Raw genomic sequence first — 25,330 nt, forward strand, 5'->3', positions numbered from 1 at the left:
GATGCCAGCTTGAATCATGCTCAAAGACTGATGTGAATCCCTTTTGTCAACACAACCTAGAGAAGCGGCTTTCATCTCGGCGTTGATTTTCGTGGTTCTCAACATCTTCGATTGGCTGCATATTCGAGGTCAGGAATAGGAACTCTGCCGTGTCCGAAACATCCAGTTGCCTCGTTACCAAGCTATCTCACTACATGCCGCTGTCAGAGAAGGACGAGGAACGGCTTGCGAGGCTGGAAAAGTCCGAGCGCAGTTTCCCTGCGGGACAGGAGATATATCAGGGGGGTGACGAGAATAGGAACCTCTATGTGGTCAAGCACGGCTGGGCTTTCAGCTATACGGATCTGCCCGATGGTCGGCGCCAAATTGTCAAGATTCATCATCCGGGTGATATCATAGGGTTTCCGGATGTCGCCCTGAAACACGCGACGACAACCCTGCGCACGGTCGAGAACGTGTGCCTGTGCCCGTTCCCGAAATCCTCTCTCGACGAAATTCTGAGGAAATCGCCACGGCTTTCCGCGTTGCTCATCTCGATCGCGCTGAGAGACCATGTGGTGCTGATCGACGTGCTGCGCGCCATGGGCCGGATGAGTGCGCAAGAACGGATCAGCTACATGCTGCTCGACCTGCTGGCGCGGTTGCGGATCACCAACCGCAGCATGACCGATACCTTTCGCCTGCCAATGACCCAGAGCCAGATCGCAGACTATCTGGGGCTGACCAACGTCTATATCAGCAAGACCTTCCTCCGCCTTGAGCGCGAAGGTTTCATCCAGCGCGATCAGGATCAGGTTCGCATCCTGAAAGAGAGCGAGATGATCGAGCTTACCGATTTCCATGATCGCTATGCCGAGATGGACACATCCTGGTTTCCACAGGACTGATCAGACGGCCTTTCAATCCAGTTGAAAGCCGGACCTCGTCTTCTCAGGCAGGCTTGTCCTGCGTCTGAGCGTGTAATGCGCCTGGACGTGGGAACTTAAAAGCACCAGAAGCGTTGCCGTGGAGGCTACTAATAATCCTGTAAGCCACTGATTTCTAGAATCTAATATCTCTATTTAATGCACGGGGGTGAACGGTGGAGCTACGGCTTTTCATAGCTTTGAGCGTGCTTGTCCTTGCGGCAGCGATTCCCGTAATCGGCGCCGCGATCTGCGGTGCCACCATTGCAGTTCAGGTCGCCCTCCTGGCGCTTCGGCCATTAGGCGCCTGTCTGTCCGTTCATCCCTCTCCTGTGCCGCGGGATCCTGCCACTCCCTGGTTTTCGGTTCACATCGCCACCCATTGCGAACCGCCCCGCATGGTTATCGCCACGCTGCGCGCCCTGCTGGATCAGCAGTGGCCGACAGAAGGTTACGAAATCATCGTGATGGACAACAACACCGCCAATCCCGCGCTTTGGAAGCCCGTAGAACGGTTCTGTGCCACCCATTCCGACCGAATCAGGTTCCTGCACCGAACCGGCGTGAAGGGTGCCAAGGCCGGGGCGCTTAACATTGCGCTTGCGCATACTGACACGCGCACCACCCATATCGTGACCGTGGATGCCGACTACGTTGTCGCGCCCGATTTCCTGGGGCGCGCTGCCGTCGTCCTGCAGCGGACTGGCGCAGATTACGTCCAGTTTCCTCAATCCTACATGGGCACCGCTCTCGTAGCGCCGGGCGTGGATGCCGAGCTTGAGGAATATTTCCGTACCAACGCCGCCAGTGCCGACGACGCCGAGGCTGTGCTTTTGACCGGCACGCTTTGCGTGATCTCGCGTGCGGCCCTTGTTGCCGCGGGCGGATGGTCAGGCGCGGCCACAACAGAGGATGCGGAACTGGGCGTGCGGCTTTGCAATGCTGGCTTCTCGGGCCGCTTCATCAATCAGGTGGTCGGCAAGGGCCTGCTGCCGCTGTCGCTGTGCGACCTTGAAAAACAGCGTTATCGCTGGTGCAGTGGCAATGTTCAGACGCTGATGCGCCATGCCGCTATCGTCTTCGGCCTTGCCGGTTCGCTTACGCGGGCCAAGCGGATCGCGATCTTGTCCCAGCTGACCGCATGGGTCAACCTGACGTTGGTACCGTCGCTACTCCTGATGGCGTGGCTGCTGACCGGACAGGATCACACGGCTCCCGCGACGCTGGCAGGCGTTGCCATCGTCCTGAGCCTTTGTGACATCATCATCCGCGTTTTAGCGCAGGGCTGGCGGGACCGGTTGGCTCCGGGGATCGCGTTCCGCGCCCTTGCCTGCCGCATTGCCTTGGCCCCACAATCGGCGAAGGCGACGTTTGATGCACTGACCGGCTGTCGGCTGAAATTCATCGTGACTGACAAGACCGGCAGCAGAACCCCTGCTGTGAGCGCGCTGTCTCCCTGCACGCTGCTGATCTTCATCATCGGCGTTCTGTTGCTTGCTATCGCGCAACCGCCGGATCCGATCGTCCTTACCGCGCTTACGGCACTGATGCTGCCGCTTCCGGCAGCAGTTCTCACCGGCAACAGCTTGCGCGCTTATCGCGACGCTGTGAAGGCGCAAACACAAGAGGCTATGGCATGAAATCCAATCCGCTCGCCCCACTCGTCGACATCATAATTCCCACCTACAACCGCGCGCATCTAATCGACAGCGCCATCCGCGCCGCGCTGGATCAAAGCTGGTGGAACATCCGTGTAACGGTGATTGACGATGCCAGCACGGACCTCACTGCGGAGGCGGTGGCGCCCTACCTTGAGCATCAGAAGTTCAACTACGTCCGGCTCGCGCGAAACGTCGGCACGGCACAAGCCAAGAATGTAGGCCTGTTGTTGACCGACGGCGATGCGGTCACCTTCCACGATTCAGATGACATCCCGCATCGCGACAAGGTGCTGCACCAGGTTCGCGTGCTGACCGCGCAGGACGTGCGCGCCAACGAATGCCTGAACTGGCGTCTTGCGGGCAAGCAGGGTGGCCAAAAGCTGGAGGTGAGTGCCGTCCTGACCCATCATGAACTGATCCTGCCAGACGGTCGGCGGGTTGAGATCCGGCGCGACCTGTCGCTGCTCGATGATGTGTTCCCGAACCTCCAGATGGGTTCGCAGGTCCCAGGCGAATGGACGCATATCAATTCGGGCCTCTTTCGCACCGACGTGTTCCGGCGCCTTGGCGGTTTCGCGGATTGCATCGAGGAGGACCGCGAGTTTCGCAACCGATTGATTCTCGCAGGTGAGGTCATCTGGATTGTGCCGGAACTGCTCCTGACGAAGATCGAGACGCCCGACAGCCTGACACAGTCCGCGGCATCCGATTATGACAGCGCGCGCCGCCGGAGGGACCGGGCAAATGTCTGGGCAAAGGTCGAGGCATGGCGGGCCGGCAGAAGGGTCAACCCCGTGCCGGTGGATATCACTAACCTTGAGATTGCGCAGATCAGTCGCCTCGCTTGCCTAAACCTCCGCGACATCCCGATGACAGAGGCGACGGCAGCGTGGGTTACAAACATTTTCTCCAGTCCTGCGGAACAGGTGGCAATGCAATGAAATCGATCCGGCATGAAACCGCGCCAGCGCGGATTGCCATCGTCGACCCGTGCAGCGCGGCTGGCTACGATTTGCCCGATATCGACACCGGCGGGCTCGGCGGCACCGAGGCCACGGTGCTGCGCGTTGCCAGCGGTTTGCACACCCGGTTCGACATCACCCATTTCCAGAGCGGTCGCACCAAAATGCAGCTTTCGCACGCCGGTCTGCTCTGCCCGCTGTCCGATCTGGACGCGACCGGCAGCTTCGAGACCATGATTGTGATCAACCGCTGGAAAGTCGCGCTGAAGCTGCGCAAGCGATATCCCGAAACAGCCATCTTCCTGTGGCTGCATGTCTATCCGGGTCGCCACAACCGCAAGATGGGCGCGGCCCTGAAAGAGGCGGGTATTCTCGTCATCTGCGTATCGCACACCCATGCCTGCCAGTTGCAGGCGTTTCTGGGCGACGAAGCCACACCGCCGCTCCACGTGATCTACAACCCGCTAGACAACGATCTGCGGCCTGACGCGACGCCGCGCGACCCCAACCGGCTGCTTTTTGCCAGCTCTCCGCATAAAGGGCTGGCGCAGGTCTTCGCGCAATTTGCGGCGCTGCGTAAACACCGTCCGAAGCTAACTCTCGCGGTGGCCGATCCGGGCTATCTACGATGGGAGACCGGCCCGGTGCCGGAGGGTGTCGTCTTCCTCGGCGCGCTACCCCACCCGGAGCTGGTCCGCCACATGCGCCGCGCCTCGTGCTTGTTCTGTCCCCAAACCGCTTTTGCCGAGACCTTCGGCTTGGTGCTGGCCGAGGCGAATGCGGTCGGAACCCCGGTCCTCGTGCATCGGGGTCTCGGCGCCAATGAGGAGATCGTCTCGGATGCGCGGCAATGGGTGAATGGCGACGACCCGAGCGAGATTTTACAGCGCATTGACGCATGGCGTCAGTCGCCGCCGGAGGTGAGAGGTAATCCGGCTTTCCGCCTTAGCGAAGTTGCCCGGCAGTGGGCGCGGCTTCTGCGGTCTGGGGCAGCCGTTCAGGGCAAGGCTCGTGAGGTGCAGCCATGAAAACGGGCCCCTTCGCATCTTGGCAAATACCGAATTTGAATGGTCCATCCCTGCCCCCGCACGTGACGGATGGTCTGCGGGCCGCAGCTGACGCCGAGGAGTGCGGCGAGCGCCCTGTTTCCCGTTCAATCGCGCTGCTGAGTAATGCCGGCCTGCTCGGCGATGACGGCAGCGCCGACCCTATCTGCACCGCGCGGGCGCTGATGCAGGTCGGAGCTGCGAACCTCAGTGTTGGCCGGCTCTGGGAGGGGCATGTGAATGCACTTCGGCTGATCCATCTTTACGGGTCAGCCGCATTGAAGCTCAATGTGGACGCCCTGATCGCCGAGGGCGCCGTGCTCGGCGTTTGGGGTGCGGACGGGCCTGTGCCCGTCACACTAGACGCCAGCGGCACGCGGCTGCAGGGGGCCAAGCGTTTTACCTCAGGCCTTGGCACGGTCAGCCATGCGCTCGTGAGCGTGGGCGGCGATGTCGGCGTTCGGCTGGCACTGGTCGATGTGCGTGACCCCGACCGTGCCGACACCTCTTGCTGGAACATGCAAGGAATGCGGGCGTCAGCCTCGGGCAATTACGATTTTTCCGGGCTGAAAGTGCAGGACTGGATCGGCGGCCCAGACGATTACCTGAAGGAGCCGAATTTTGTGGGCGGTGTCTGGCGAATTGCTGCGTTGCAGGCGGGGGCAGCCATCGGTTTGCTGGACCAGGCCGCGACCGATCTGCGCGCCATGGACCGGATGCAGACCGAGGCGCAGCAGGCGCGCCTGATGACCGTGTTGACCCGGGCTTGGGCCGGCGCCGCGCTGGCAGAACGCGCCGCGCAGGCCTCGGTTGATTGCTCTCTCGAGGCTGAGCAGATTGTCGCCACCTCCATCGCGGCGCGGCTCTTTACTGAAGAAGTTGGGCTTGATGCCATCCGCGCGAGCGAGCAGTCGATCGGGCTGCGTCATTTCGAGTCCGGTGCCGAAACTGGACGCATGGCCCGCGACCTTGCGGTCTATATGCGTCAGGCCGCGCGCGACGCCTTTCTGCAACGGACAGCCCGGCAGGCGTTGGGGCAGGACGATCGGGCATGGGGGGTCTTCGGATGAATGTCGCCGACCATCCTGACCAAGCCGTGTTCGAAGGCCGCGAGAAATTCGTGGTGCTGGCACCGCACCCCGACGATGAATCGCTGGCCTGTGGGGCGCTGCTGGCGCGCGCCTTTGCGGGTGCGGGTGCGCATGTAATATGCCTGACGAATGGCAGCGCCAGCCATCCCGGGTCTCGCGCGTGGCCCCCTGAGCGTCTAGGCGTTCTGCGTTGTGCCGAGCTTACTCGCGCCATCGAATGCCTCGGCGGCACAGCGCGCGACCTGACTTGGATGGGCTTGCCCGACGCGGCTCTTTATCGCGTCGATCCGCAGGACGTCACGGCACGACTTGAAAAGACAATCGCACGGACAGGCGCAAGGCATGTCTTCGTGCCAGCGCGTGAAGATCACCATGAGGATCATCAGGCTACCGCTGCCTTCGCGACAGCGCTTCGCACGAAGAGGCCTGACTGGATATTTCATAGCTATCCTGTTTGGTCCAGATGGGACGACCCGGATTTTGCAAACAGCATCGCACCCTATGCGCCGATCTTCTTGGCGCCGGAGGAGCATGAGGCGCGCAAGCGCACCGCCATCGCCGCACATCGTTCCCAGCTGGGTCAGGTGGTCGCGGACGATCCTTTGGGTTTCGTGCTTCCGTCGGGTTTCATCGAACGCTTCGCCAGCGAAGACGAGATCTTCTGGAGGATGCCGTGATGGGCGTAGGCCTGGAACATCTGAACGCGCTTTATGCCGATAATGCGGACCCGTGGAATTTCGCGGAGAGCAATTACGAACAGGACAAATTCACCGCGACCCGCGCAGCGCTGTCGCGTCCGCGCTATGAGGGCGCTTTTGAGCTGGGCTGCGGGAATGGCCAGCTTGCGCGTCGCCTCGCGCCGCTTTGCGACACTTATACCGGCATGGACGCCGTGGAAGTCGCCGTGGAGACCGCTCGGCGCACACTTCCACAGGCGTGTTTCCTACAAGGCTTCTACCCCTGCGCCTTGCCGAAATACGCCTTCGACCTGCTGATCCTGTCCGAGATTTTATACTTCCTTGACCCCAGTGCTTTAAAAACCCTTGCCCGCGACATCGCCACGTTCTGGTCCCGGGCCGAGGTGATCTGCGTGACCTACTTGGGTCAGACCGGCCACGGGCTGCAGGGACAGGAGGCGCTGCAGATCTTCACCGCCGCGCTCGACACACATGCGTTCGAAGCAGTCACACGGACCGAAGGGTATCGCATCGACCGCGGAGTGCCGGAGGATGCGTCATGACCAGGCCCCAACCCCCGGATATCGCTATCGTTATCCCAGCTCGCAACGAGGCTGCGCGGATTGCCGATTGCCTGACTGCACTGGCCGGACAAGTCAGCGAGCGTGTAAGGGTGATCCTTGTGGTCAACAACACCACGGACGGCACTGCCGGTTTGGCCCGCAAGGTCGCCAGCAGGAACGGGATCAACCTGTCGGTGCTGGAATGCACATTGGCCGCGCACGAAGGCGTCGGCACCGCGCGCAGGATGGGTTGCGATCACGCGCTGCGCAACATGCAGGGCCTGCGCAGCCTTCTGACGACGGATGCCGATTGCATCGTGGCACCGGACTGGATCGCGCGAAACCTCGCGCACTTGGACGAGGCTGACGCGGTCTGTGGCAAGATCGAACCAATGGCGTCCGAAACCGAGATCCTTGTCGGGATAGATGCGCAGCTCGGCATGCTGGAAGCTACCTATCGCCGACTGGTGCAGGATTTCTTTGCCTGCCACGTTCCGGGCCACGCGGAAATTGCAGGCACCCATGGCGAAGCCGCCGGGGCGAGTCTCGCTCTTACGCGGGCAGCCTATCTGATGGCGGGCGGTTTCGTCTCCGTCAGATGCGGCGAGGACCGCCGCCTCGTCCGCGCCTTGCGCCGGGCCGGGGCAAGGGTGCGCCATGTCGATGACGTGACCGTGCAGGCATCGTGCCGCCTGACCGGGCGTGCGCCCGGCGGAATGTCCGATGCGCTGAAGGAGCGCACGGGCGCGGCAGACTATCTGATCGACGATTGCCTGCCACCCGCGGACTGGCTGATCCGGCAGGCCGGGTGCGAGTGCCTGGGCCCATGGCCGTTGCTAGTGCCTGCCCGGCTTAGGCTGAACGTGCGCGATCTCCCCCGCCACATCGAAATACTCGAGACCTTCCAAAACTCAGAGCGGGTTCTGCCCGCCGCGAGAACACCGGCCGCATCGCTGTCCAAATGCCGCGTGATTGGCGCTGCACCGGAAAGAAGGACGGCGATTATTCCTGCCGTCCCCTGACCGCGACCGTCGGCTCGGTCAACCTTGAAAGGAGCCTGAAATGACTAAACTGAAAGATCTGTATATCGAAGAACTACAGGATCTCTGGTCCGCGAATGACCAGATGTCCGAAGTGGTCTCCGCCATGGCCGACAAGGCCTCGGACAGCAAGCTGGCCGACCGGCTGAGCGCGGCAAAGGACGGCATTGACCAGCACACCCGTCTGCTGAAATCCCTTCTGGAAGATGCCGATGCTGAGGTGAAGAAGGAGCACTGCAAGGGCATGGAAGGGCTGGTGAAGGAGGCGCGGAAACACGCGCTCGACAGCGACATGAGCGGCGCCGCGCTGGATGTTGCGATCATCGCGCAATACCAGCGCATGTGCCATTACGGCATCGCCGGGTTCGGCACCACCAAAGCCTTTGCCGAGGCTCTTGGCGAAGACGACGCCGCACGCAAGCTCGATGACGCGCTCGACAATATCTACGAGTCCGACGACTTCATGACCGAACTGGCCGAACGTTCACGCAATGTGGATGCGGCGTAAACTTTAACCGGGCCGGCCAGAGGGCCGGTCCGGTAATCCTGACAATCTGCCCGAAGGGAACACCGGAAGGTTGGTTGGGTTAAGTCAGTATATATTTCGGAAATTCCGAAGAAGTTCAATGCAGGCGGCAATCTACCTAAACGACCTCATCGTGGTCGGTCTCGCGATACTCAATCTCAGTACCTGATTTAGGGAGGATACAATGACAGCCCAAAACGAAGGAAAACCAGACGACGGCAAACTCATTTCCGAAAAGACAAAGGAAGTCGCCGAAGCTGTGTCGGAGACAGCGAAGGAACATGCTCAAGACCTGAGCCGGACAGTCGTCACCGAAGCCTGGGACTATGCAGGCCAGGCCAAGGACGCGGCGGCTGGCGAAGTTAAAAACGTCGCCTCGGCGCTCAGGACAGCCGCGAGCGAATTGCGCAGCGGCTCACCGCAGGAGCGCACCTTCGGTCAGATTGCGGACACGCTGGCGGACACCTCCGACGCGTTGCGCGACAAGGATCTGGGCGAAATGGTCGGCGCGATCAATGATTTCGCACGGCGCAATCCCATGCTCTTTCTTGGAAGCGCGGCCCTGATCGGTCTTGCCGCAACCCGTTTCGCCAAGGCGAGCGGCGGATCGCCTTATCCCCACGCAGAGACATATGGCTTGCAAAGCCGGCAATCCGCACATCCGACGGCGACAACGCCCTCGGGGCTGCCGACAGGCAGCACGTCGGCGCCGAGCAACACGACGACACCGAAAGGAGGCGCAGTATGACCCACGATCCGAACAAGTCCACCGGCGGCCTGCTGAGCGATGCACTCACCCATGTAAGTTCCCTTGTACGCAACGAGGTCGATCTGGCGCGCGCCGAAGTCAACGAAAACCTCAAGAGTGCCGGCAGCGCCATCGGCATGATCGTTGGGGCAATCGTCGTGGCCCTGACGGCGCTCAACGTCCTTTCGGCCGCGCTTGTCGCAGCCCTGACCGAGGCGGGCATCCCCGCCGGCTGGTCCGCCCTAATCGTCGGGGTGATCTTTGGCATCATCGCCTATGTGATGTTGAACAAGGGCACGAATGATCTGAAACTCAACAGTCTGGCTCCGACGCGGACTGCGAAGAACGTGAAGCGCGATGCGCAAGCCGTGAAGGAGGCATACGATGACAAGTGATACCCGCTCTCCCGAAGAGATCGAACGCGATATCGAACGCGAACGTGCAGGTCTGCGTGATACGCTCGGGGACTTGCAGGACAAGTTCTCGGTTGAGACCATTGCGCGGCAATTCACCGATCAATTCCGCGAACATGGCGGTGAGATCGGACGATCGGTCTCCGATGCCGTCAAGAGAAATCCAGTTGCTTTGGCCTTGACCGGAGTGGGCATCGCCTGGTTGATGATGGGCAATCGTTCGGATGATGTTTATCGGCGCGACGACTATAATCGCCGGGACGATTACCGCCGTTATCGGTCGCGTCTGGACCACGAAGGATCTCACGACGATGCCCGATCTTCTTATGATCGAGACGATCGGCTATCCCGCTCACGGCAATGGAGCAGCCCCAATCGGCATCTTTATTCGGGGCGCTTTGGCAGCACGCACGACGCCCCTGCCGGGGCTCGGACGCGCCACGAGGACGATGAGAATGATGTAACCGAGCGCATTGGACAGGCGGCCTCTTCGGCGCGCAGTTCGGTCTCGGATGCAACATCCAGTATCTCCGCCAGCGCCAGTGACGCGGATTCTCGTGTTGCGGAAACTGCGCGCTCTGCCGGATCAGGCGTGGCCGATAAGGCTAAGGATCTCGCTGCGTCTGCCAAGGATGCGGGCAGTTCAACTGCGGAAACGGTCCAGAACCTGACCTCAACCGCTGCCGACCGCGCCGCTGCCCTTCGTAACCGATTGGCGCAAGGGACGGAAGACCTGACCGAGGAGGCACGCAAGCGCGTCATCGACGCGCGACACCGCGCGGTGGAGGCTCGCGAGGCGGCAGCCGAATACGCCCGCAAGGGCCGCGATCGCGTCATTGACATCTTCGAGGAACAGCCGCTGATCGCGGGCGCCCTGGCCGTGGCGCTTGGTGCCGCTCTCGGAGCTGCGCTGCCGCGCACCCGGATCGAGGATAAATATCTCGGTGAGCAGAGCGATAACTTGATCGAAGAGGCGGAGCGCATCTTTGCCGAGGAAAAGGAAAAGCTCGGCAAAGTCGCCGACGCGGTAAAGGACAAGGCCGGCAAGGCGGCACGCGATCTTAAGGATGAAGCGGATGAAGCCGCATCGAAAGTGGCTCAGACGGCAAAGGACAAGGCCACCTCTGCGGGCAAGCGCGTTGCCGATGCCGCCAGGACGGAGGCCGAACAGCAGGATCTGGGCGACGTGAAGAAGTCGCCGAAATCCTCCTCCTGACCCATGCCCGGTCCGCAAAGCCGCGGGCCGGGTTTTACGAAAGCAAAAATTATATGGCACGTGGCAGACAAGCGGAATCGCCTACCGACATTCCCGCGGAGGGATGGAAGGACATTGCCCTCAGAGTAAAATCGGAACTGGCCGACGATCATGTCGGCCTCATCGCGGCCGGCGTTGCATTTTACGCGTTGCTGGCGATCTTCCCTGCCCTTACCGCCCTGATGGCCCTGGGCGGGCTGGTGCTGGAACCATCCGAGGTGACGGCGCAACTAGACAAGCTGACGAACGTAATGCCGCAGGAAGCGGCGCAGATCATTCTGGATCAGGCAGTGTCCGTCGCCGGCTCGCGCGAAGGCGGGCTCGGGCTTGCCTTTATCGTAGGTTTATTGCTCGCGATATACTCTGCGTCCAAAGGCATGGGCAGCCTGATGGAAGGATTGAACGTCGCCTATGACGAGGAGGAAACGCGCGGCTTCATCTCGAAAACCCTCTGGACGCTCGGACTTACGGTGTTCTTGATCCTCGGGCTTATCCTTGGCCTGCTCGCGACATTGGCGCTACCGGCGGTTTTAAACCTCATTGCGCTGCCCGATTGGCTGGAGACCGGGATGGGATTGGCACGTTGGGTGATCCTCGCCTTGATGACGGTGTTCGGCTTGGCTGTGATCTACCGCTACGGCCCATCACGCGACGATGCGGAATGGAAATGGCTCAGCCCCGGTGCCGTTGCGGCCTGCCTGATCTGGGTGATCGCATCGGTGGGCTTTTCGATCTATGTCAGCAACTTCGGCAGCTACAACGAAACCTTCGGCAGCATGGCAGGGGTCATCATCCTGCTGATGTGGCTGTGGATTTCGGCATTCATCATCCTGATGGGTGCGGAACTGAACGCGGAAATAGAAGCGCAGACTGCACATGATACGACAGTAGGGCCGGACGAGCCGATGGGTGAAAGGGACGCCGAGAAGGCTGACAGACTGGGCCCGACACAAGGACGATCCTGACGGACGGTCATTTGGTGAGATTGGTCAGCGGTCTGATCCGCAGCTATGTCTGACGTCAGCACCAATGGGACAGTTTAGGTCGATTTGATCCTCGAAGAGGCTCAGCGCCGCAAACGGCGCAGCGGATCGCTGCATCTTCAGATCAAGACGCCGAAGCGGATCGCCAAGCTGGCGCGCCTCAAAATCTTCGGCACCCACACACACATGGGAGAGCAATCATGCCTATCCTTGCCCGATATTCCCGCCTCAACGTGCTGATCTCAGCCGGCGGCGGCGCCGTGATCCGGGCGGTCGTCATGAGGATTCCCCGCGTCCGGTTGGGTCTGGCCCGCGCGGTAACCGCCACGACGATGGTCGCGCCAGTCTCGATCACGACCACCATGCGCGCGAGCTGGCCATCAATTTCAGGCTGTTTGGCGGACCAAGTTGTACGAACTGCGGGCCCATTCTGACCCGCAAATCTACTGCGGCACGCTGATCGAGGCGCGCAAGCGCGCCCGGCAACGCCGGGACCGTTTCGACATCGACATCCTGATTTAAGAGATCGATCCTTTCGAAGGCGAGAAAATGTTGGAGGTCATTAGCTGATGCCCAGGCGCGAATATACCGACAACCAGTTGAGCGAGGCTGCGGGACTGCGCGAAATAGGTATGTCCCACGCCACCATCGCCCGCAGGCTCGGCATGTTGCTCAGTGCCGTCAGCTGGCACTGTCTGCGCCCGGTGCCGACGGCCCGAACACGCGCGGCAATACCCGACCGCCGCGCGAGCCGATGATCGTTACCCGCGGCGGCTTTAGCGTCTGGCGGTTTTCCCCGGTCTAGGATGCCACAATCCCCGCGATGAATCTGAGTGGCGCAACAATCGCCGAACTCACGCGCAAGCTCGGGCGACCATGGAACTCGCTGCGCGGCCGACAGATGACGCTGGCGCGTCAGCAGCCCGCCGAGAAGCAGCGGAGGATGACGATGTTTGATCAAGCCGTTCCAGCCCGCCGCGCGCCTTGGGCGAGCGGCGGCGATCGAGCGGCTGGTCGTCACCATCGCCGATTGCCAGGAACGTGACCTGCGGTTCATCCTGTCGGCGGTGCTGGAAGACATTTGCGCCGGAGAGCCTGCGCCTGATTTTAGCGGCGTTGACCAGGAGGCGGGAAATTGGGGGGCGCTGGCAAGCGATGACGAACTGCGAGCCTATTTCGTCGCCTGCGGTGACCGCCTCGCCAGAGACGGGCTTGGCCCGCGCGGCAAGATCAGGCTGGCCCAGAGACCGATGGCGGACATGAGCCACGAAAATCTCGCCACGGTTAGGACCGGTTTCTGCGGTCGCTTCGCATGGCAACCAACTGGTTCCTTCTCCCTGTCGATCCGCGTCTATGATCCGGTAGAATACAGGTGCGCGACGCGGTAAACCTCAACAGCCGAGACGAGGCAAATTGACACATGGCCTGTCCAAACAGGCAAGTTTACCTAAGCTGTTATCGAAGCCATATTGTGGCGATATAGTTCTGTCCCCCCCGAGGAACGAGTAAGCCTCGCCTGTTTTGGCGGGGCATTTTTGTTTTCAACGCTCCAGTTGGGTGGTTGCGAGTAGCAGATGCCTGACATTGGACGTGGAAAGGTTTGCCGGGGACGGGCAGTGGCTACCCAAAAGTTCGGTTTCCCGGTTCCTGCAATCACCGCGCGGCCAGTTAGCCCCTGCCCCTCCGTTCGCAGACTCCGGGGTTGAATTCTCTGCCGAGATCACGCCCGGGCCGTGAGACGTCCTCCACAGCCTTGCGACTGGTCACACAGTCTTGCCCTCTCCTCGGACCTCTCCCACCAGCGGCTTTCGGTTCTGCAGGTGACGCATCGCCAGCTTGCGGCCCTGCCGACCCGAGACCAGTTCCCGCGCCGGGACAGGAGCATGCTCAGGAGCTCGAAGTTCAGGGAATATCGTGAAGATCTCCTCCAACGCCGCCGGACCAACCGATTTCAGCGCCTCGTCGCCGGTGAAGAGCGATTCTGTCTCCGCACCATTGGCCAGGACGATCTGGTGGGTATCGAAGAGAAAATGGACATAGGTCACCTCGTCCAGATCCTGCGCCACGTCGATGCCCTCGACCTGGCACAGCTGCTTGGCGGCAACCAGCACCTCGTCGGCGCCGAACATGGTCCGGGCGATGCGCGAGCGCACCAGGATCCGGTGCTGGGGCGAGACGACCAGATCCGCCGTCGGCCGGCCCGCGCCAAGCGCGCCCTTGCAGATGCGGATTGGGCGCAGCTTCGGATGCTCGGCCAGCATCGCCGAGTCCAGCCGGCGCTTGCCGATCCAGCGGATCGCCTGCAGGCCGGCATCGCGCGTCTCTACCAGATCGCCGACCTTGAGATCGCCCGCCGCCACCTCGCCCGAGGCGGTGCAGATACCGGCATCGGCGGCAAAGCAGAGGACATTGGTATTGTCCCAGGTCAGGTTGGCCCCCGCCACGGCCGCGCCGCCATTGCGAATGATCAGCCCGCCTGCAGATTGCAGCACGCCATCGGCCTGATCGGCCCTGAGCCAGCCAAGCGGCGTGGCGTAATTCGTGCCATTCGCCAGGTTATAGGCGGCCAGGTTGGCGGCGTTGTAATAGCCGCTCAGATCGACGAAGTCGTTATTCGCCTGATTGCCATCGGCGATGTTCTGCCCGGTCGCGGTGTTGAAATCGGTGATGATATCGGCATCGCCGGCAAGGAAGGTGTCGAAGCCCTCGCCCCCGGTCAAACTGTCCGTGCCGGCCCCGCCCTCGAGCCGGTCATTGTCGGCGCCGCCGCTCAGGCTGTCATTCCCGGCCCCGCCGCGCAGCGTGTCGTTACCAGCACCGCCGAAAAGCGTATCATTGCCGGCCTCGCCCAGAAGCGTGTCATTGCCGGCCCCACCCTCGACGATGTCATTGCCCGCCCCGGCCGAAACCGAGTCATTGCCCAGCCCGGCGCGGATGTAATCGTCATTGCCGGTCATCCCGGGCAGGATGGCATCATTGGCATCGACCCGGTCGCCGGCCCCGTCGATATAGCCTTGACCGATGACGTTGTTGCCGTCGGTGCCATCGACATAGCCATCTCTGAAGGGCAGCAGATTGCGTTCCGCCGTGATGCCGCCGAAATCGCTGATGTTCGAGGGGTTGTTCGGGACCGAAACCGAGATGATCGGAAATTCGGTGATCGCCGACTCACCCGGTTCGCTGCCGACAACCGGCGGCGGCATCAGGAAGACATTGCCGCTCACATCCTGTATCAGCCGGACCGGCACAGTAATGGTGCGGGTCGCACCGCCACCGATGGCCTGGACCACCGATACGTTATAGACCCGGATCGTCGAGTCCGCTTGCAGCGTGTAGGTCGTGTCGTTCAGCGTGTAAGTGATATTGTCCAGCGCTCCAGTCCCGCCCGGCTGGTTGTGGTTCAGCGAGACGGTATTGCCGGTGCCGCGGTTGTCGTTCAGCGTCACCTGGGTACTCTGCGAGAAGAGCGGCGTCCCGCCGCTTCCAAAGACCCGGTTCCCAAGAACAGCGCCAACGTTCTCTGCGGTGTTGTTGGTCTCGGTGGGATCCATGTCCGCCAATTGGCCGAGATACAGCATCTGGTAGGTAAAACTGGGCATGAACATCCGCTCCAAAAAAAACTACGTCACATACAGCCGCGATAGCCGTCGAGCCATCGGATATGTGCCGTTCACTTCGGCCTGAATCAAGCTATATATATGCGACGCCGGAGTTCTGTCATCTATCTTTTTCGGTAGTCGCAGAGGTGCCCTGACGACGCGCGACGACTCGATCGAGACGCTTCATCGATGTTGCCCGATGCTTCTCGAGCTACCGAGGAGCCGCCTAGTCCACCGGAAAATTCCTTGTCGCGTGACACAGACGATCGCGCCGGGACGGTCGGGCTCGTGGTCACAGCACCGCCGTCCACAGCCGGAACCGCGTTCCGCCCGTGATCTCGCGCACCAGCCCTAGACCCTGCAAGCGCGCCAGCAGCCGCTCGGCGGTATCGCGGCTGATCGCCGCTTCGGCTTCCAGCGCAGCGGCGGAAACCACCGGATGCACCACCAGCGCATCGATCACCAATCCCGCATTGCTGCCCTTGATCCGCGCCGTCGTCCGCCTGGCCCGATCTGCCCACTCCATCAGCTGCCGGATCACGCGGAACCCCGCCTCGCAGCCGGCCTCAATGGCCCCGCACCACGCCCTCAGAAATTCTTCCGCATCACCACCTATCGTCCAAACTCGCCGCCCGGCCTGCCCCATCGGCACCATCACCAGCGGCCCCGCGCTGTCCGCCATGGCCCGTGCCGCCCAGCACATCGCTTCCAGCTGGTGCCCGTCCGGCGACAGATCGGTGAGCCGCCAGAGCCGGCATCCGAACGCTGCCCGCGTGATCGCATGGCACCCCTCCAGCGCGGCAAGTCCCGCCGCAAATCCCTCGGTCTCGGAGTCAAAATCGGCTCCGGTCGGGCGCAGCAGGTCGCTGTCGCCCCGCCCCTGCCCCGCCCGGTGCAGCCCGAGGAAATCCCGCAACGCCTCCAGACGCCCCCTGCCCTGCAACCGCCCGATGGCCCACCGGGCCAGTGCCAGCGCTTCCAGGTCGACCGAGGCCGGGGCATCGGCCAGGTCGCGGATCAGCACCTCTTGCGGGATCGGCGTCCCCGCGGCCCAGAGCATGGACACGACCTCACTGAATGCCAGCCGGGCAATCAGACCGCGGCGCATGGTCTCGTCCAGCCCGGCCAAGAGGCCGTCCAACCGGCCGATGGCCTGCGCGGCCTGCGCCAGGTCCACCGCGCAGGTTTTCTCGGCGGCACGCCAGGCGGCGGGATCGAGCAGCTGACGCCGATCCGCCCGTGGCAGCGGCGGAAAGGCCGGATCCTCATCCTCAGGCGGATCGAACCAATATTCTTCCAGATCGCTCATATCCGCAGAATAGCGCTATTTTGCGGTTCACTGAAGCCCCCGCATTCCGGCACCACCACTGTCGATAAGATGCCATTATCGATAGTGTTGAAGAAGGACTAACATTCCGCTATCATGGGAGGGGAAACCGGTCAGGGAGAGCCTCAATGCGCCGCGGGATCGCCCAGCAGACGAACGAAGGGCGCGGCCTCGGGCACCGCCGCCGCGGCCCGGACAAAGCGGCGATCCGCGGTCACCACCGGCACCTCCTGCCGCATCGCCAGAGCGAGATAGCTGCAGTCATAGACCGGATGATCCAGGAGCAGCGACAGCTGCAGCGCCCGCTGCGCCAGCGAGGCGTCCTCTGCTCCCTGGCGCAGCGGCGCCCGGGTGATCAGGTCGAGGGCATCGGCCGCCTCTTCCGGCAGCAGTCGCTGCCGCCGTACGGCCGACCACAGCGCATTCGCGACCTCGACGAAGATCAGGGCCGGCGCGTAAAGTGGCCGTCCGTCGAGCAGCGTGACGGCAGCTTCACTGCCCTCTTCCTGCAGCACCCATTTCAGCGCAGTGCTGGCATCGACCACACAGGGTCCGGAGACGGGACCGGCAACGGCGTCGCTCACGCGCGCGCGTCCCGTCCCGCGCGCACCAGCGCCGCGCTGTCGGTGCCGCGATCGAGGCGGGCCCGCAACCGGGCCGCCGCCGCTGCGAAGTCCTCGGACTGGCCGGGCGTGCCCAGCACCTCGCGCAAGAGCATCCGGTGCTCGGCCTCGACCGAGCGGCCATTGGCAGCCGCGCGCAGCCGCAGGGCCTGCGCCGTGGTTTCGTCGACATCCCGCACGATCAGCTGTGCCATGGCTGGTTCTCCATCAGTTCGTTATCAATGATAGCAACCGGATGTCACGACTTCAACCCCTGCCCCTTCCCGCCTCGCTGACGCCCGCCGACCAGGACGCCCTGGCCGAACTCTTTCGCCGTGGCACGGCCGAGAACACGCTTCGCGCCTATGAACAGGACCTGGCCTATATCGGGGCCTGGAAGGCCGCGGCCTTCGGTGCCGCACTCGCCTGGCCCGAGGAAGAAGCGGTGGCGCTGCGCTTCATCCTCGATCATGCGCGGGATTTGCGCGACGCCACCGGGCCGGCCCGTGAGGCAGCCGAGGCTCTGGTGGCCGCGGGACTGAGGCGCGGATACGCCGCCCCTGCCCCGTCGACACTGGATAGACGCATCGCCAGCTGGCGCGCCTTCCACCGGATGAAGAACCTTCGCTCTCCCTTTGACGCGCCGCTGATCAAGGAAGCCCGCATCAAGGCGCGGCGGGCCGCAGCCCGGCCGCGCGAGCGCAAGTCCGAAAATCCGATCACCCGCGAGGTGCTGACGGCAATGCTGGCCACCTGTCGCACTGGCGCGAGGCGCGATCTCCGCGACCACGCCGCCCTGGCGCTGGCGTGGGCCAGCGGCGGGCGCCGGCGCTCCGAGGTCACGGCGCTGAACGTCGACGATATCGACTCCCGGCCAATGGCGGAGCGCGGGCTGATCCGCATTCGCCTCTTGCACACCAAGACGACCACGCCCGATCAGGCGCCCTGGCTGCCGCTGAAAGGGTTTCCGGCACGCTCGGTGCTGGCCTGGATCGAGGCCGCCGGACTCACCGGTGGGCCGCTCTTCCGCCCGGTCAGCCAAGCCGACCGGGTGCTGAAACGTCGCCTGACGCCGGGCGGGTTTCGGGAGATCGTGGCGCACCGGCTGGAGCTGGCCGGCTATCCGCGGGACTTTGCCAGCCCGCACGGTTTGCGCTCGGGGTTTCTGACCCAGGCGGCGCTGGATGGCGCACCGCTCGCCGCCGCCATGCAGCTCTCGCTGCACCGCGATCCGGCGCAGGCGCAGAAATACTATGCCGATGTCGAGATCGAGGATAACCCGGCGACGGATTTGCTTGAGCGGTTTCAGGCCGATTGAGCTTCGCGCGGCGTTGATGTCGCATGCCAGCGTCCAACGGTGGCCGCGCCCTGCCCTGTTGGCGCACTCATTTGATCGGCAACCGATGCCTGCTACTACATGCCGATCCTCCGCGACCACGATTTCAGACCCAACCTCGGAAAGGCTGCCAACCAGGACGAGCTTTACCTTCGTGCGGGTCGTCCCTTTGGGGTCAGGGCCGCCGCCGGAGTAGCGGGCTGGCAGGGCTTAGCTGTTGCGGGCCCTTTTTACAGCTGTAAAATGCAGAGCGAACTAGGCCGCACATGTAGTCTTACTCAGTTTTAATGACGCTATATAGAGGAATAATCTTGACTTAGCGCCGTGAATCACGGCTCTTAGCCTCAAGTGGCGCAAAAAAGGCCATATTTTCGATTTTGGGGCAACTAGATGATTCCTGTGACACCACTGGCAAACGAGAAGCCCTCAGCGCTAGCGACTGATATTTCCGAGCGGCTGAATGCTGCTATCCGGGAGCATCTTCTTTCTGCTTTTGCCCCAGATAGCACCAAGACGCTACGATCTTTTTCCGCGCCGGAGGCGGCCGATCTACTCGGGGTCTCCGGTCAGTTCATGCGTAAACTGCATTCGGAAGGGACAATCCCCGAGCCCAAGGATGTTCGCGGTGGGCGGCGTTTCTATACGGCGCAAGAGATGTGGAACGCGCGCGAGATACTTGAGAAGTCATCGCGCAAGAAAGGGCGCTATCTGCCGCGGCGTTCTGGTGACGAGAAACTGCAAGTTTGGCAGTTGATGAACTTCAAGGGCGGCTCAAGCAAGAGCACCACGAGCATCCATCTTGCACATTATTTTGCGCTTCGCGGCTACCGCGTGTTGGTCGTTGACCTGGATCCCCAAGGATCGCTGACATCCATGTGCGGTATTAGCCCGGAGATCGAGTTTGACGGTCTGACGGTCTATGACGCGATCCGCTATGAAGAACCCGTAAGCATGGTAGATGTTGTGGTCCCCACGTATTTTCCGGGGCTTTCAGTAGCGCCTTCGCGCCTTATGTTGTCAGAGTTTGAGACGGAATCTGCGGTACATTCGAACCCTGACCAGCCGTTCTTCACGCGCATCCGAAATGCGTTGTCTCAGGTCGGCGATGATTTCGACCTGGTCTTGATGGACAGTCCCCCTCAACTCGGCTTCTTAACCATCGCCGGGATGGCTGCGGCGAGCTCCCTGATCGTCCCTTTATCGCCCTCAATGTTGGACGTTTCGTCAACAGCTCAGTTCCTTGAACTTGCCGGGGCCTACATGGGGGTGATTGAGAATGCAGGTGCAACGCTTCAATACGATCAGTTCAAGTTCCTGATCACTCGGGATGAACCAACGGATGTGCCTTCACAACAGCTGACCTCATTCATGCGGGCGCTTTTCCAAGATCGGGTTATGTCCGCGACCGCTCTAAAAAGCACTGCAATCAGTGACGCAACCATGCTCAAGCAGTCTATCTATGAGGTCGTGCGCTCAGAGATGACACGTGCGACTTACGATCGCGCAAAAGGTTCGATGGATGCGGTGGGTGCTGAGGTGGAAGTTATGATTCACAAGTCATGGGGACGTAAATAATGGCTAGAAAGTCCCTTAGAGACATGTCGGGTATTGCCAACACCATCGCGCGTTCCAGCAGTGCCACAACAGAAAGAATACCCAAAACGAGCGCTCCCGCTCTGGGAGCCTTGCAGGGGTCTCTTGCGTCTATCCGAGAGATCGATCCAAGCCTGATCGATGACTGGGGTCCCAAAGATCGACTCGATGATTTTACAACTGTAAACGACGAAGATGACGACGAAGGCTTTGAAGCCCTCAAGAACAGCATCCGCCGTGACGGTCAACAGGTGCCGATACTCGTTAGGCGCTCCAAGACTTCGGAGGGCCGCTTTGAAGCGATCTATGGCCGCCGTCGCTTGAAGGCGTGTCGAGATCTCGGCCTTAAGGTGCGTGCGAACGTCCAAGACGTCGATGAAGCCACCGCTTTGTTGGCTAAGGGACTTGAGAACGCGGCCCGTCGCAACCTCTCGTTCTATGAGAAGGCCCGCTTTGCCGAAGCGATCCAATCTGCAGGGCACGAAAGTGCGACGGTGCGCAAGGTCTTGAACCTCTCCGCCTCAGGGCATTCGCATCTGACGAAAGTGACACAGAATATCCCGTCTAAGGTTGGGGACATGATTGGTGCTGCGCCTAAATCCGGCCGGCCGAGGTGGACGGACTTGGCTGAGTTATTTCTTGCGCGGAAACTCACCGAGACAGTCGCGCTTGATCTGCTGACCAAGATTAGCGCTTCGTTGACGTCGGATGAACGATTGGAAGCGCTCATCAAGGAGGCGAGCAAGCGCGGGACGAAAGTGTCCAGTGGCCCTCGAGAGTCTACGCCCGTGGATGGCGTGGTTATCAAGGCTGGGCGAGGGGTCCTGTCTCTGTCCGTGAAGAAGTCTGGTACAAATGCCGAGTTCGCGAACTGGCTCGAGACCAATCTAGTGGACATTATCAAGAGATCCTACGCCGAGTTTACACATGTAAACTCTGGGGATGGCAAGTGAGGACGAGCAGAAAGGAGGAAAGGTAAACAAAGAAAACCCCCGAAACCGAAGCTTCGAGGGCTGCCGCGCAGAGCGCAATTCTTAGATTAGACACCTAGAAACTAGCAGCCAGCGAATCGCCATACAAGAAAAATCGCTTCTGAGCGAACGGGATTTCTTTGTCTGCTGACAAAGTATGGAAAAATTCATTGATGCTCCGCCGGGAGCAACTGAGGTAGGCATCCCTCAGCACGAGAGAGGTATGTCCACCGTGCGGCAGCCCTCAGGTTGGCGCAAGCCGACACCGGGTCTTGGCGTTGCAGAGCAGCTTGCCCAAGCCGGTGAACAGGTAGCTGTACCTAAAACACGGGCTTTTGTGGCCGTGAAGCGGGTCGGTGCATATATTGGCCTCAAGGCCGGAGACTTGATGCTCCTCGACTCGCTCGGGGCCTTCACCCAAGCCCAGGACTGGGAGGAGGGGCAGCGCCCGATTGTCTGGGCATCGAATGCCTACCTGATGGAGCAGACGGGCTTCTCGCTCTCCGCACTCAAGCGCCATGCTCGGCGTCTGGCCGAGACCGGCGTGATTTCCTTCCAGGACAGCCCTAACGGCAAGCGGTGGGGCCGTAGGGACGCGGAAGGGCGCATCCTCGAGGCCTACGGCTTCGATCTGTCGCCACTCGCAGCCCGCGTCGAGGAGTTTGAAGAGCTTCATGTCGAATTGTTGGCAGAACGCGAGATCTGCCAGCGCCTAAAGCGTCAGATCACGGTGGCGCGCCGGATGATCCGCGCGCGTATTGAGGCGGCTGTCAGCAGCGCGCTGCGTGGGCCTTGGACACAGTTCACGGGGTTCTTCGAGGAGCTTCTGGACCGGCTTCCGCGCCGTCATGAAGCGTCCGAACAGCTTGCCCGACTGCTCGGTTGGTTCAAGGAACTTCAGGCGCGGGTTGAAGCCGCCTATCTCGAGGCAACTGAGGCCACCGCGCCTGTGGAAAACACGCCTGAAACTACGGCACAAGTGCCCGAGAAGACTCAAGAAATGAACCCCAGGGAGGTCATTACCGACCCTCATATACTAATTACAACCCAACTTGATCCTGTAATCAGTAATTCCTCAGAAGATGAGGAAGTCGCGGCCGTGGTGCACAATGCTCCGCCCGAAGATCAGGTTGAACGGGAGCTGGAAGAGTGGGTGGCCGAAGTACGCAAGAAGCGGGTAGCGCTGGATCTGCCGACGGTCCTGCAGGCTTGTCCGGAATTCGCGTCCTGGGCGCGCAATCTGGAAGGGTTTGTCAAGGATTGGGGAGATCTTCACCGGGTTGCGGGCCAACTCAGGCCAATGATCGGGGTGTCGGAGCATGCCTGGAACGTGGCGCAGGACAGGTTGGGTAAGCAGGTGGCGACAGCGGCGTTCGCACTTGTCTTCGAAAAGCACAATGCGGGCGAAGTCGCGTCTCCGGGAGGCTATCTGCGCGGTATGGTCGAAAAGGCCGGGGCAGGGGAGTTGCATCTCGAGCGCAGCTTCTACGGCAGACTGAGCGGGCAGGCGGCGTGACGGTGCATCGGAGGAGAGTGATGGCCTTGATCGCCGCGCATAATGACACTATATCCTGTCAAGATAAGTGGAGTTCGTCATGCAGATCGAGTCTTTCGCCGAAGGTGGTCTCTTTGCCCCTGCCCGTATCGCCGAAATCCTGCGCACGACGAAGGATGAAGTTGCGCGCACCGTCGGCCTTGGGCGTGACGCGTTGATGCGGGCCGACCGGGTGCAAAGTCCGAAAACCCAGAAGCGCCTTCGCGAGATGGTCGAGATCCTGAACCGGGTCGAACCGCGCTTCGGTTCGGCCTTGATCGCCTATGCCTGGTATCGGTCGGAACCACTGCCGGGATTTAGTGGCCTGACCGCGATGCAATTGGTGCGCGATGGGCAGGCTGAGGCGGTGATGGACTATATCGATGCCGTCGATGCGGGCGTCCACGCCTGACGTCATATGCGTTATCGAGGACTGCTTTACCGGGCGCTGAATCCGATCTACGCCCGTGACCCGTTGTCGGGGGAGGGCGCGCGGAAACATGGCGGGCGCTTCAATCCCAAGGGCATGCCTGCGCTCTACACCTCGCAATCGGTCATCACTGCCCTTCGAGAGGCAAACCAGGTCGGAACCCTGCAACCGACGACACTTGTCGCCTACCAGGCCGATATCGATCCGATTTTCGATGCGACCGATGCTGCAGAACTGGCAAGGTATGGAATGACCCTGACTGACCTTGGGGCAGATGACTGGCGCACGCACATGCTGACCGAGGGGCGTGCGCCGACCCAGGTGTTGGCAGAGCGGCTCAAGGCCGCGGGATATCTCGGGATGCAGGTTCGATCCTTCGCAAAGGGTGCAAGTACCGAAGACCTGAATCTCGTCCTTTGGGTTTGGACTTCCGGCAGGCCCTCGCGATTGCAGCTTGTCGATGATGAAGCGCGGCTTGGCTGATCTACGCGGTGGTCACGACAGTATAGAATGTCCTCATAGGGGGACCTTGCACCATCAAGGTCCTGCATGGCGGATGTCACGGCGCTATCGATCTCGCAGTGCGGGGGGCGTCGCTGGCGTATTCAGGGCCAGTAGTTGATCCGGTCAGGTCAGCTCGGCCTCGTCCAGCAACGCCAAGGATCCGTCGGGCAGGGGCAGTTGAAGCTCCGCAGCGGGGATCCCGCTCAACCAGGCCGTCCAGTCGTCGGGCTGGGTCAGGATTACTGGCATCGCCTTTGGATGGATCGCCCGGACCTCGGCATTCGGTTCGCAAGTCAGGAAGGCATAGAGATCATCCGTCGTCTCGCCGTCCTTCACCTTGCGGACGGAGGTCCAGTCGCGGATCTCGATGCCGGCAAAGAACATCGGTTGGTCGTTCGTGGCGGCAAACCACTGGTTGCCCTTCCCCTTGCCGCGTGGCTCGGCGAAGGCGCTCAGCGGGACGAGGCAGCGATTGTCCCGACTGAGCCAGCGGCGCCAATGCGGCGATCCAAGATTGCGGATATTGGTCACGCCGGGGTCGCGTTCCGTCTTCAGGGCGAATTTCGGCGAGGGCAGACCCCAGCGCGCTGTGACCAGCTCCAACCCGTCGCCATCATGGCGGATGATCGCACCGGGCTGGTCGGGATAGACCCGGCCCGGCTGCAGATTGCCGGCACGGTCCGTCACGCCGGGGAAGAGCCGGCGCATCATCTCCTGCGTGGTGCCGTTATTATACAGATTGCAGATCGTCAGACCCTTTCATCGCGCCAGATCCATTTGACAACCTGCCTGACCGGCCTGCGAACGGTCAAGCCTGCCGCCAGCTCTTGCGCGCTCGGCAGGTGCCAGCGGATCGACATGTAATCGATCGTCCCGCACTGGCCGCAGCCCCAGGGCGGCACATGCGCTTCGTGAAACGGGTCATCGATGACCTTCGCCAGATCCTCGGCCCAATAGTTCACCGTCCGGCCGCAGAGATCGCAGCGCATCACCATGAGCATATGGTCGCGGGCACAGTCACGGATCGAGCGGTTGGCGAATCTGTTGGTTGAAGGGATCGACGGCATGGCTGGAACATAATGGGAACATATGTCCGCCGACAAGCTGTCCAAACGTCAGTCCGAGGATGCTGGCGCAAGGCTGTGACCGACGGTGGTGCCGTCGGCGATCGAGATGCGCGCTGCCTGGAGCGTGGTCGATCGCGCAATCGGCGCAGGCCTGGAACACGGAGGAAGTGAAGGGAATACAGTGTCATCCGTCCCGCTCAGGATCTGCGGCCCTGTGCGGACACTCGCCGGGGTCGTGACGGTGCAATGCAGCTTCCCCTAACTTGCCGTTCGGCCCCCGGCGCAGCATTTTCAAAGGTCACGAGCAGCTGCAATGCGGGACGAAGGGGCCGTTCAGAGGTCTGAATTCAACGGCCTCTTCAGATACCGACCTTTCGCTGATTTCTTAAGAATCTAGACAGTAAGTATGGCTCGGGTCTGCGAAGCCGCGGCCAAGCGTGCTGTCGATGCCCTTTGCGGATGGAATGCTGGACATCGATTATTTCCCCGTAACGTTT

Annotated in this window: 26 protein-coding genes; 20 read left to right on the forward strand and 6 right to left on the reverse strand. The window is 61.6% G+C overall.

Going from position 1 to position 25,330, the window contains the following annotated elements; genetic code table 11:
- Positions 1-149 precede the first annotated feature (149 nt).
- The 14 genes from ACFSCT_RS06355 to ACFSCT_RS06420 all read left to right on the forward strand — a co-directional run bounded on the left by ACFSCT_RS06355 (position 150) and on the right by ACFSCT_RS06420 (position 13,258).
- The gene (locus tag ACFSCT_RS06355) at positions 150-887 is read left to right on the forward strand and encodes a Crp/Fnr family transcriptional regulator (RefSeq protein ID WP_379141110.1); all 738 of its coding nucleotides are present in this window, start codon (positions 150-152) and stop codon (positions 885-887) included.
- Between the two features lie 224 nt (positions 888-1,111).
- Positions 1,112-2,545, forward strand: coding sequence for a glycosyltransferase family 2 protein (locus tag ACFSCT_RS06360; protein ID WP_379141145.1), 1,434 nt, complete (start codon positions 1,112-1,114; stop codon positions 2,543-2,545).
- A complete protein-coding gene (locus tag ACFSCT_RS06365) occupies positions 2,542-3,507 on the forward strand; it encodes a glycosyltransferase family 2 protein (RefSeq protein WP_379141112.1) in 966 nt (321 codons plus the stop codon). The genes ACFSCT_RS06360 and ACFSCT_RS06365 overlap by 4 nt, the downstream gene beginning before the upstream one ends.
- Complete coding sequence (locus tag ACFSCT_RS06370) at positions 3,504-4,556, forward strand: glycosyltransferase (protein WP_379141114.1); 1,053 nt, start codon at positions 3,504-3,506, stop codon at positions 4,554-4,556. Before ACFSCT_RS06365 ends, ACFSCT_RS06370 begins: the two co-directional genes overlap by 4 nt.
- Positions 4,553-5,644, forward strand: a complete 1,092-nt coding sequence (locus tag ACFSCT_RS06375; protein ID WP_379141116.1) for an acyl-CoA dehydrogenase — start codon at positions 4,553-4,555, stop codon at positions 5,642-5,644. Before ACFSCT_RS06370 ends, ACFSCT_RS06375 begins: the two co-directional genes overlap by 4 nt.
- Complete coding sequence (locus tag ACFSCT_RS06380; RefSeq protein WP_379141118.1) at positions 5,641-6,342, forward strand: PIG-L deacetylase family protein; 702 nt, start codon at positions 5,641-5,643, stop codon at positions 6,340-6,342. The genes ACFSCT_RS06375 and ACFSCT_RS06380 overlap by 4 nt, the downstream gene beginning before the upstream one ends.
- Positions 6,342-6,905, forward strand: coding sequence for an SAM-dependent methyltransferase (locus ACFSCT_RS06385; RefSeq protein WP_271071009.1), 564 nt, complete (start codon positions 6,342-6,344; stop codon positions 6,903-6,905). Before ACFSCT_RS06380 ends, ACFSCT_RS06385 begins: the two co-directional genes overlap by 1 nt.
- Positions 6,902-7,927 (forward strand): glycosyltransferase family 2 protein, encoded by a 1,026-nt coding sequence (locus ACFSCT_RS06390; RefSeq protein WP_379141119.1) that lies wholly within the window; start codon positions 6,902-6,904, stop codon positions 7,925-7,927. Before ACFSCT_RS06385 ends, ACFSCT_RS06390 begins: the two co-directional genes overlap by 4 nt.
- Before the next feature lie 40 nt (positions 7,928-7,967).
- Positions 7,968-8,453 (forward strand): YciE/YciF ferroxidase family protein, encoded by a 486-nt coding sequence (locus ACFSCT_RS06395; protein WP_271071007.1) that lies wholly within the window; start codon positions 7,968-7,970, stop codon positions 8,451-8,453.
- Between the two features lie 202 nt (positions 8,454-8,655).
- Positions 8,656-9,219: a hypothetical protein gene (locus ACFSCT_RS06400; protein WP_379141121.1), complete on the forward strand. Its 564-nt coding sequence runs from the start codon at positions 8,656-8,658 to the stop codon at positions 9,217-9,219.
- Positions 9,216-9,614 carry a phage holin family protein gene (locus tag ACFSCT_RS06405; RefSeq protein WP_379141123.1) on the forward strand — a complete coding sequence of 133 codons (399 nt, stop codon included), beginning with the start codon at positions 9,216-9,218 and terminating at the stop codon, positions 9,612-9,614. Before ACFSCT_RS06400 ends, ACFSCT_RS06405 begins: the two co-directional genes overlap by 4 nt.
- Positions 9,604-10,848, forward strand: a complete 1,245-nt coding sequence (locus ACFSCT_RS06410; RefSeq protein ID WP_379141125.1) for a DUF3618 domain-containing protein — start codon at positions 9,604-9,606, stop codon at positions 10,846-10,848. The genes ACFSCT_RS06405 and ACFSCT_RS06410 overlap by 11 nt, the downstream gene beginning before the upstream one ends.
- Positions 10,849-10,901: 53 nt before the next feature.
- Positions 10,902-11,852: a YihY/virulence factor BrkB family protein gene (locus tag ACFSCT_RS06415; protein WP_379141127.1), complete on the forward strand. Its 951-nt coding sequence runs from the start codon at positions 10,902-10,904 to the stop codon at positions 11,850-11,852.
- Positions 11,853-12,823: 971 nt separating this feature from the next.
- Positions 12,824-13,258 (forward strand): hypothetical protein, encoded by a 435-nt coding sequence (locus tag ACFSCT_RS06420; protein ID WP_379141129.1) that lies wholly within the window; start codon positions 12,824-12,826, stop codon positions 13,256-13,258.
- Between the two features lie 375 nt (positions 13,259-13,633).
- On the opposite strand, the gene ACFSCT_RS06425 is transcribed toward ACFSCT_RS06420, so the two are convergent.
- The 4 genes from ACFSCT_RS06425 to ACFSCT_RS06440 form a co-directional block, all read right to left on the reverse strand.
- Positions 13,634-15,469 (reverse strand): Hint domain-containing protein, encoded by a 1,836-nt coding sequence (locus tag ACFSCT_RS06425; protein ID WP_379141131.1) that lies wholly within the window; start codon positions 15,467-15,469, stop codon positions 13,634-13,636.
- A 292-nt stretch (positions 15,470-15,761) separates the two neighbouring features.
- Entirely contained in the window at positions 15,762-16,778 is a 1,017-nt protein-coding gene (locus ACFSCT_RS06430) for a DUF1403 family protein (RefSeq protein WP_379141133.1), read from the reverse strand.
- Positions 16,779-16,921: 143 nt separating this feature from the next.
- Positions 16,922-17,380 carry a type II toxin-antitoxin system VapC family toxin gene (locus ACFSCT_RS06435; RefSeq protein WP_181745908.1) on the reverse strand — a complete coding sequence of 153 codons (459 nt, stop codon included), beginning with the start codon at positions 17,378-17,380 and terminating at the stop codon, positions 16,922-16,924.
- On the reverse strand, positions 17,377-17,613 hold the full coding sequence (locus tag ACFSCT_RS06440; RefSeq protein WP_036743548.1) for a FitA-like ribbon-helix-helix domain-containing protein: 237 nt from the start codon (positions 17,611-17,613) through the stop codon (positions 17,377-17,379). The genes ACFSCT_RS06435 and ACFSCT_RS06440 overlap by 4 nt, the downstream gene beginning before the upstream one ends.
- A 41-nt stretch (positions 17,614-17,654) precedes the next feature.
- Between ACFSCT_RS06440 and ACFSCT_RS06445 the strand changes: the two genes are divergently transcribed.
- The 6 genes from ACFSCT_RS06445 to ACFSCT_RS06470 all read left to right on the forward strand — a co-directional run bounded on the left by ACFSCT_RS06445 (position 17,655) and on the right by ACFSCT_RS06470 (position 23,745).
- Positions 17,655-18,716 (forward strand): tyrosine-type recombinase/integrase, encoded by a 1,062-nt coding sequence (locus ACFSCT_RS06445; protein WP_379141136.1) that lies wholly within the window; start codon positions 17,655-17,657, stop codon positions 18,714-18,716.
- Between the two features lie 408 nt (positions 18,717-19,124).
- Positions 19,125-20,309: a plasmid partitioning protein RepA gene (gene repA / locus ACFSCT_RS06450; RefSeq protein WP_379141138.1), complete on the forward strand. Its 1,185-nt coding sequence runs from the start codon at positions 19,125-19,127 to the stop codon at positions 20,307-20,309.
- Positions 20,309-21,280: a plasmid partitioning protein RepB gene (repB, locus tag ACFSCT_RS06455; RefSeq protein ID WP_379141140.1), complete on the forward strand. Its 972-nt coding sequence runs from the start codon at positions 20,309-20,311 to the stop codon at positions 21,278-21,280. The genes repA and repB overlap by 1 nt, the downstream gene beginning before the upstream one ends.
- Positions 21,281-21,521: 241 nt before the next feature.
- A complete protein-coding gene (gene repC, locus ACFSCT_RS06460) occupies positions 21,522-22,814 on the forward strand; it encodes a plasmid replication protein RepC (protein ID WP_379141146.1) in 1,293 nt (430 codons plus the stop codon).
- Positions 22,815-22,893: 79 nt separating this feature from the next.
- Positions 22,894-23,244: an antitoxin Xre/MbcA/ParS toxin-binding domain-containing protein gene (locus ACFSCT_RS06465; RefSeq protein ID WP_036743537.1), complete on the forward strand. Its 351-nt coding sequence runs from the start codon at positions 22,894-22,896 to the stop codon at positions 23,242-23,244.
- A gap of 6 nt (positions 23,245-23,250) precedes the next feature.
- Positions 23,251-23,745: an RES family NAD+ phosphorylase gene (locus tag ACFSCT_RS06470; protein WP_300043492.1), complete on the forward strand. Its 495-nt coding sequence runs from the start codon at positions 23,251-23,253 to the stop codon at positions 23,743-23,745.
- Positions 23,746-23,889: 144 nt separating this feature from the next.
- Here the strand turns inward: ACFSCT_RS06470 and ACFSCT_RS06475 are convergent, their stop codons facing one another.
- On the reverse strand, positions 23,890-24,474 hold the full coding sequence (locus tag ACFSCT_RS06475) for an SOS response-associated peptidase (RefSeq protein ID WP_255471354.1): 585 nt from the start codon (positions 24,472-24,474) through the stop codon (positions 23,890-23,892).
- A gap of 41 nt (positions 24,475-24,515) precedes the next feature.
- On the reverse strand, positions 24,516-24,878 hold the full coding sequence (locus ACFSCT_RS06480) for a hypothetical protein (RefSeq protein WP_379141143.1): 363 nt from the start codon (positions 24,876-24,878) through the stop codon (positions 24,516-24,518).
- Positions 24,879-25,330 lie beyond the last annotated feature (452 nt).

It is taken from the genome of Paracoccus pacificus (genome assembly GCF_042680785.1).
GTDB classification, from domain to species: domain Bacteria; phylum Pseudomonadota; class Alphaproteobacteria; order Rhodobacterales; family Rhodobacteraceae; genus Paracoccus; species Paracoccus pacificus.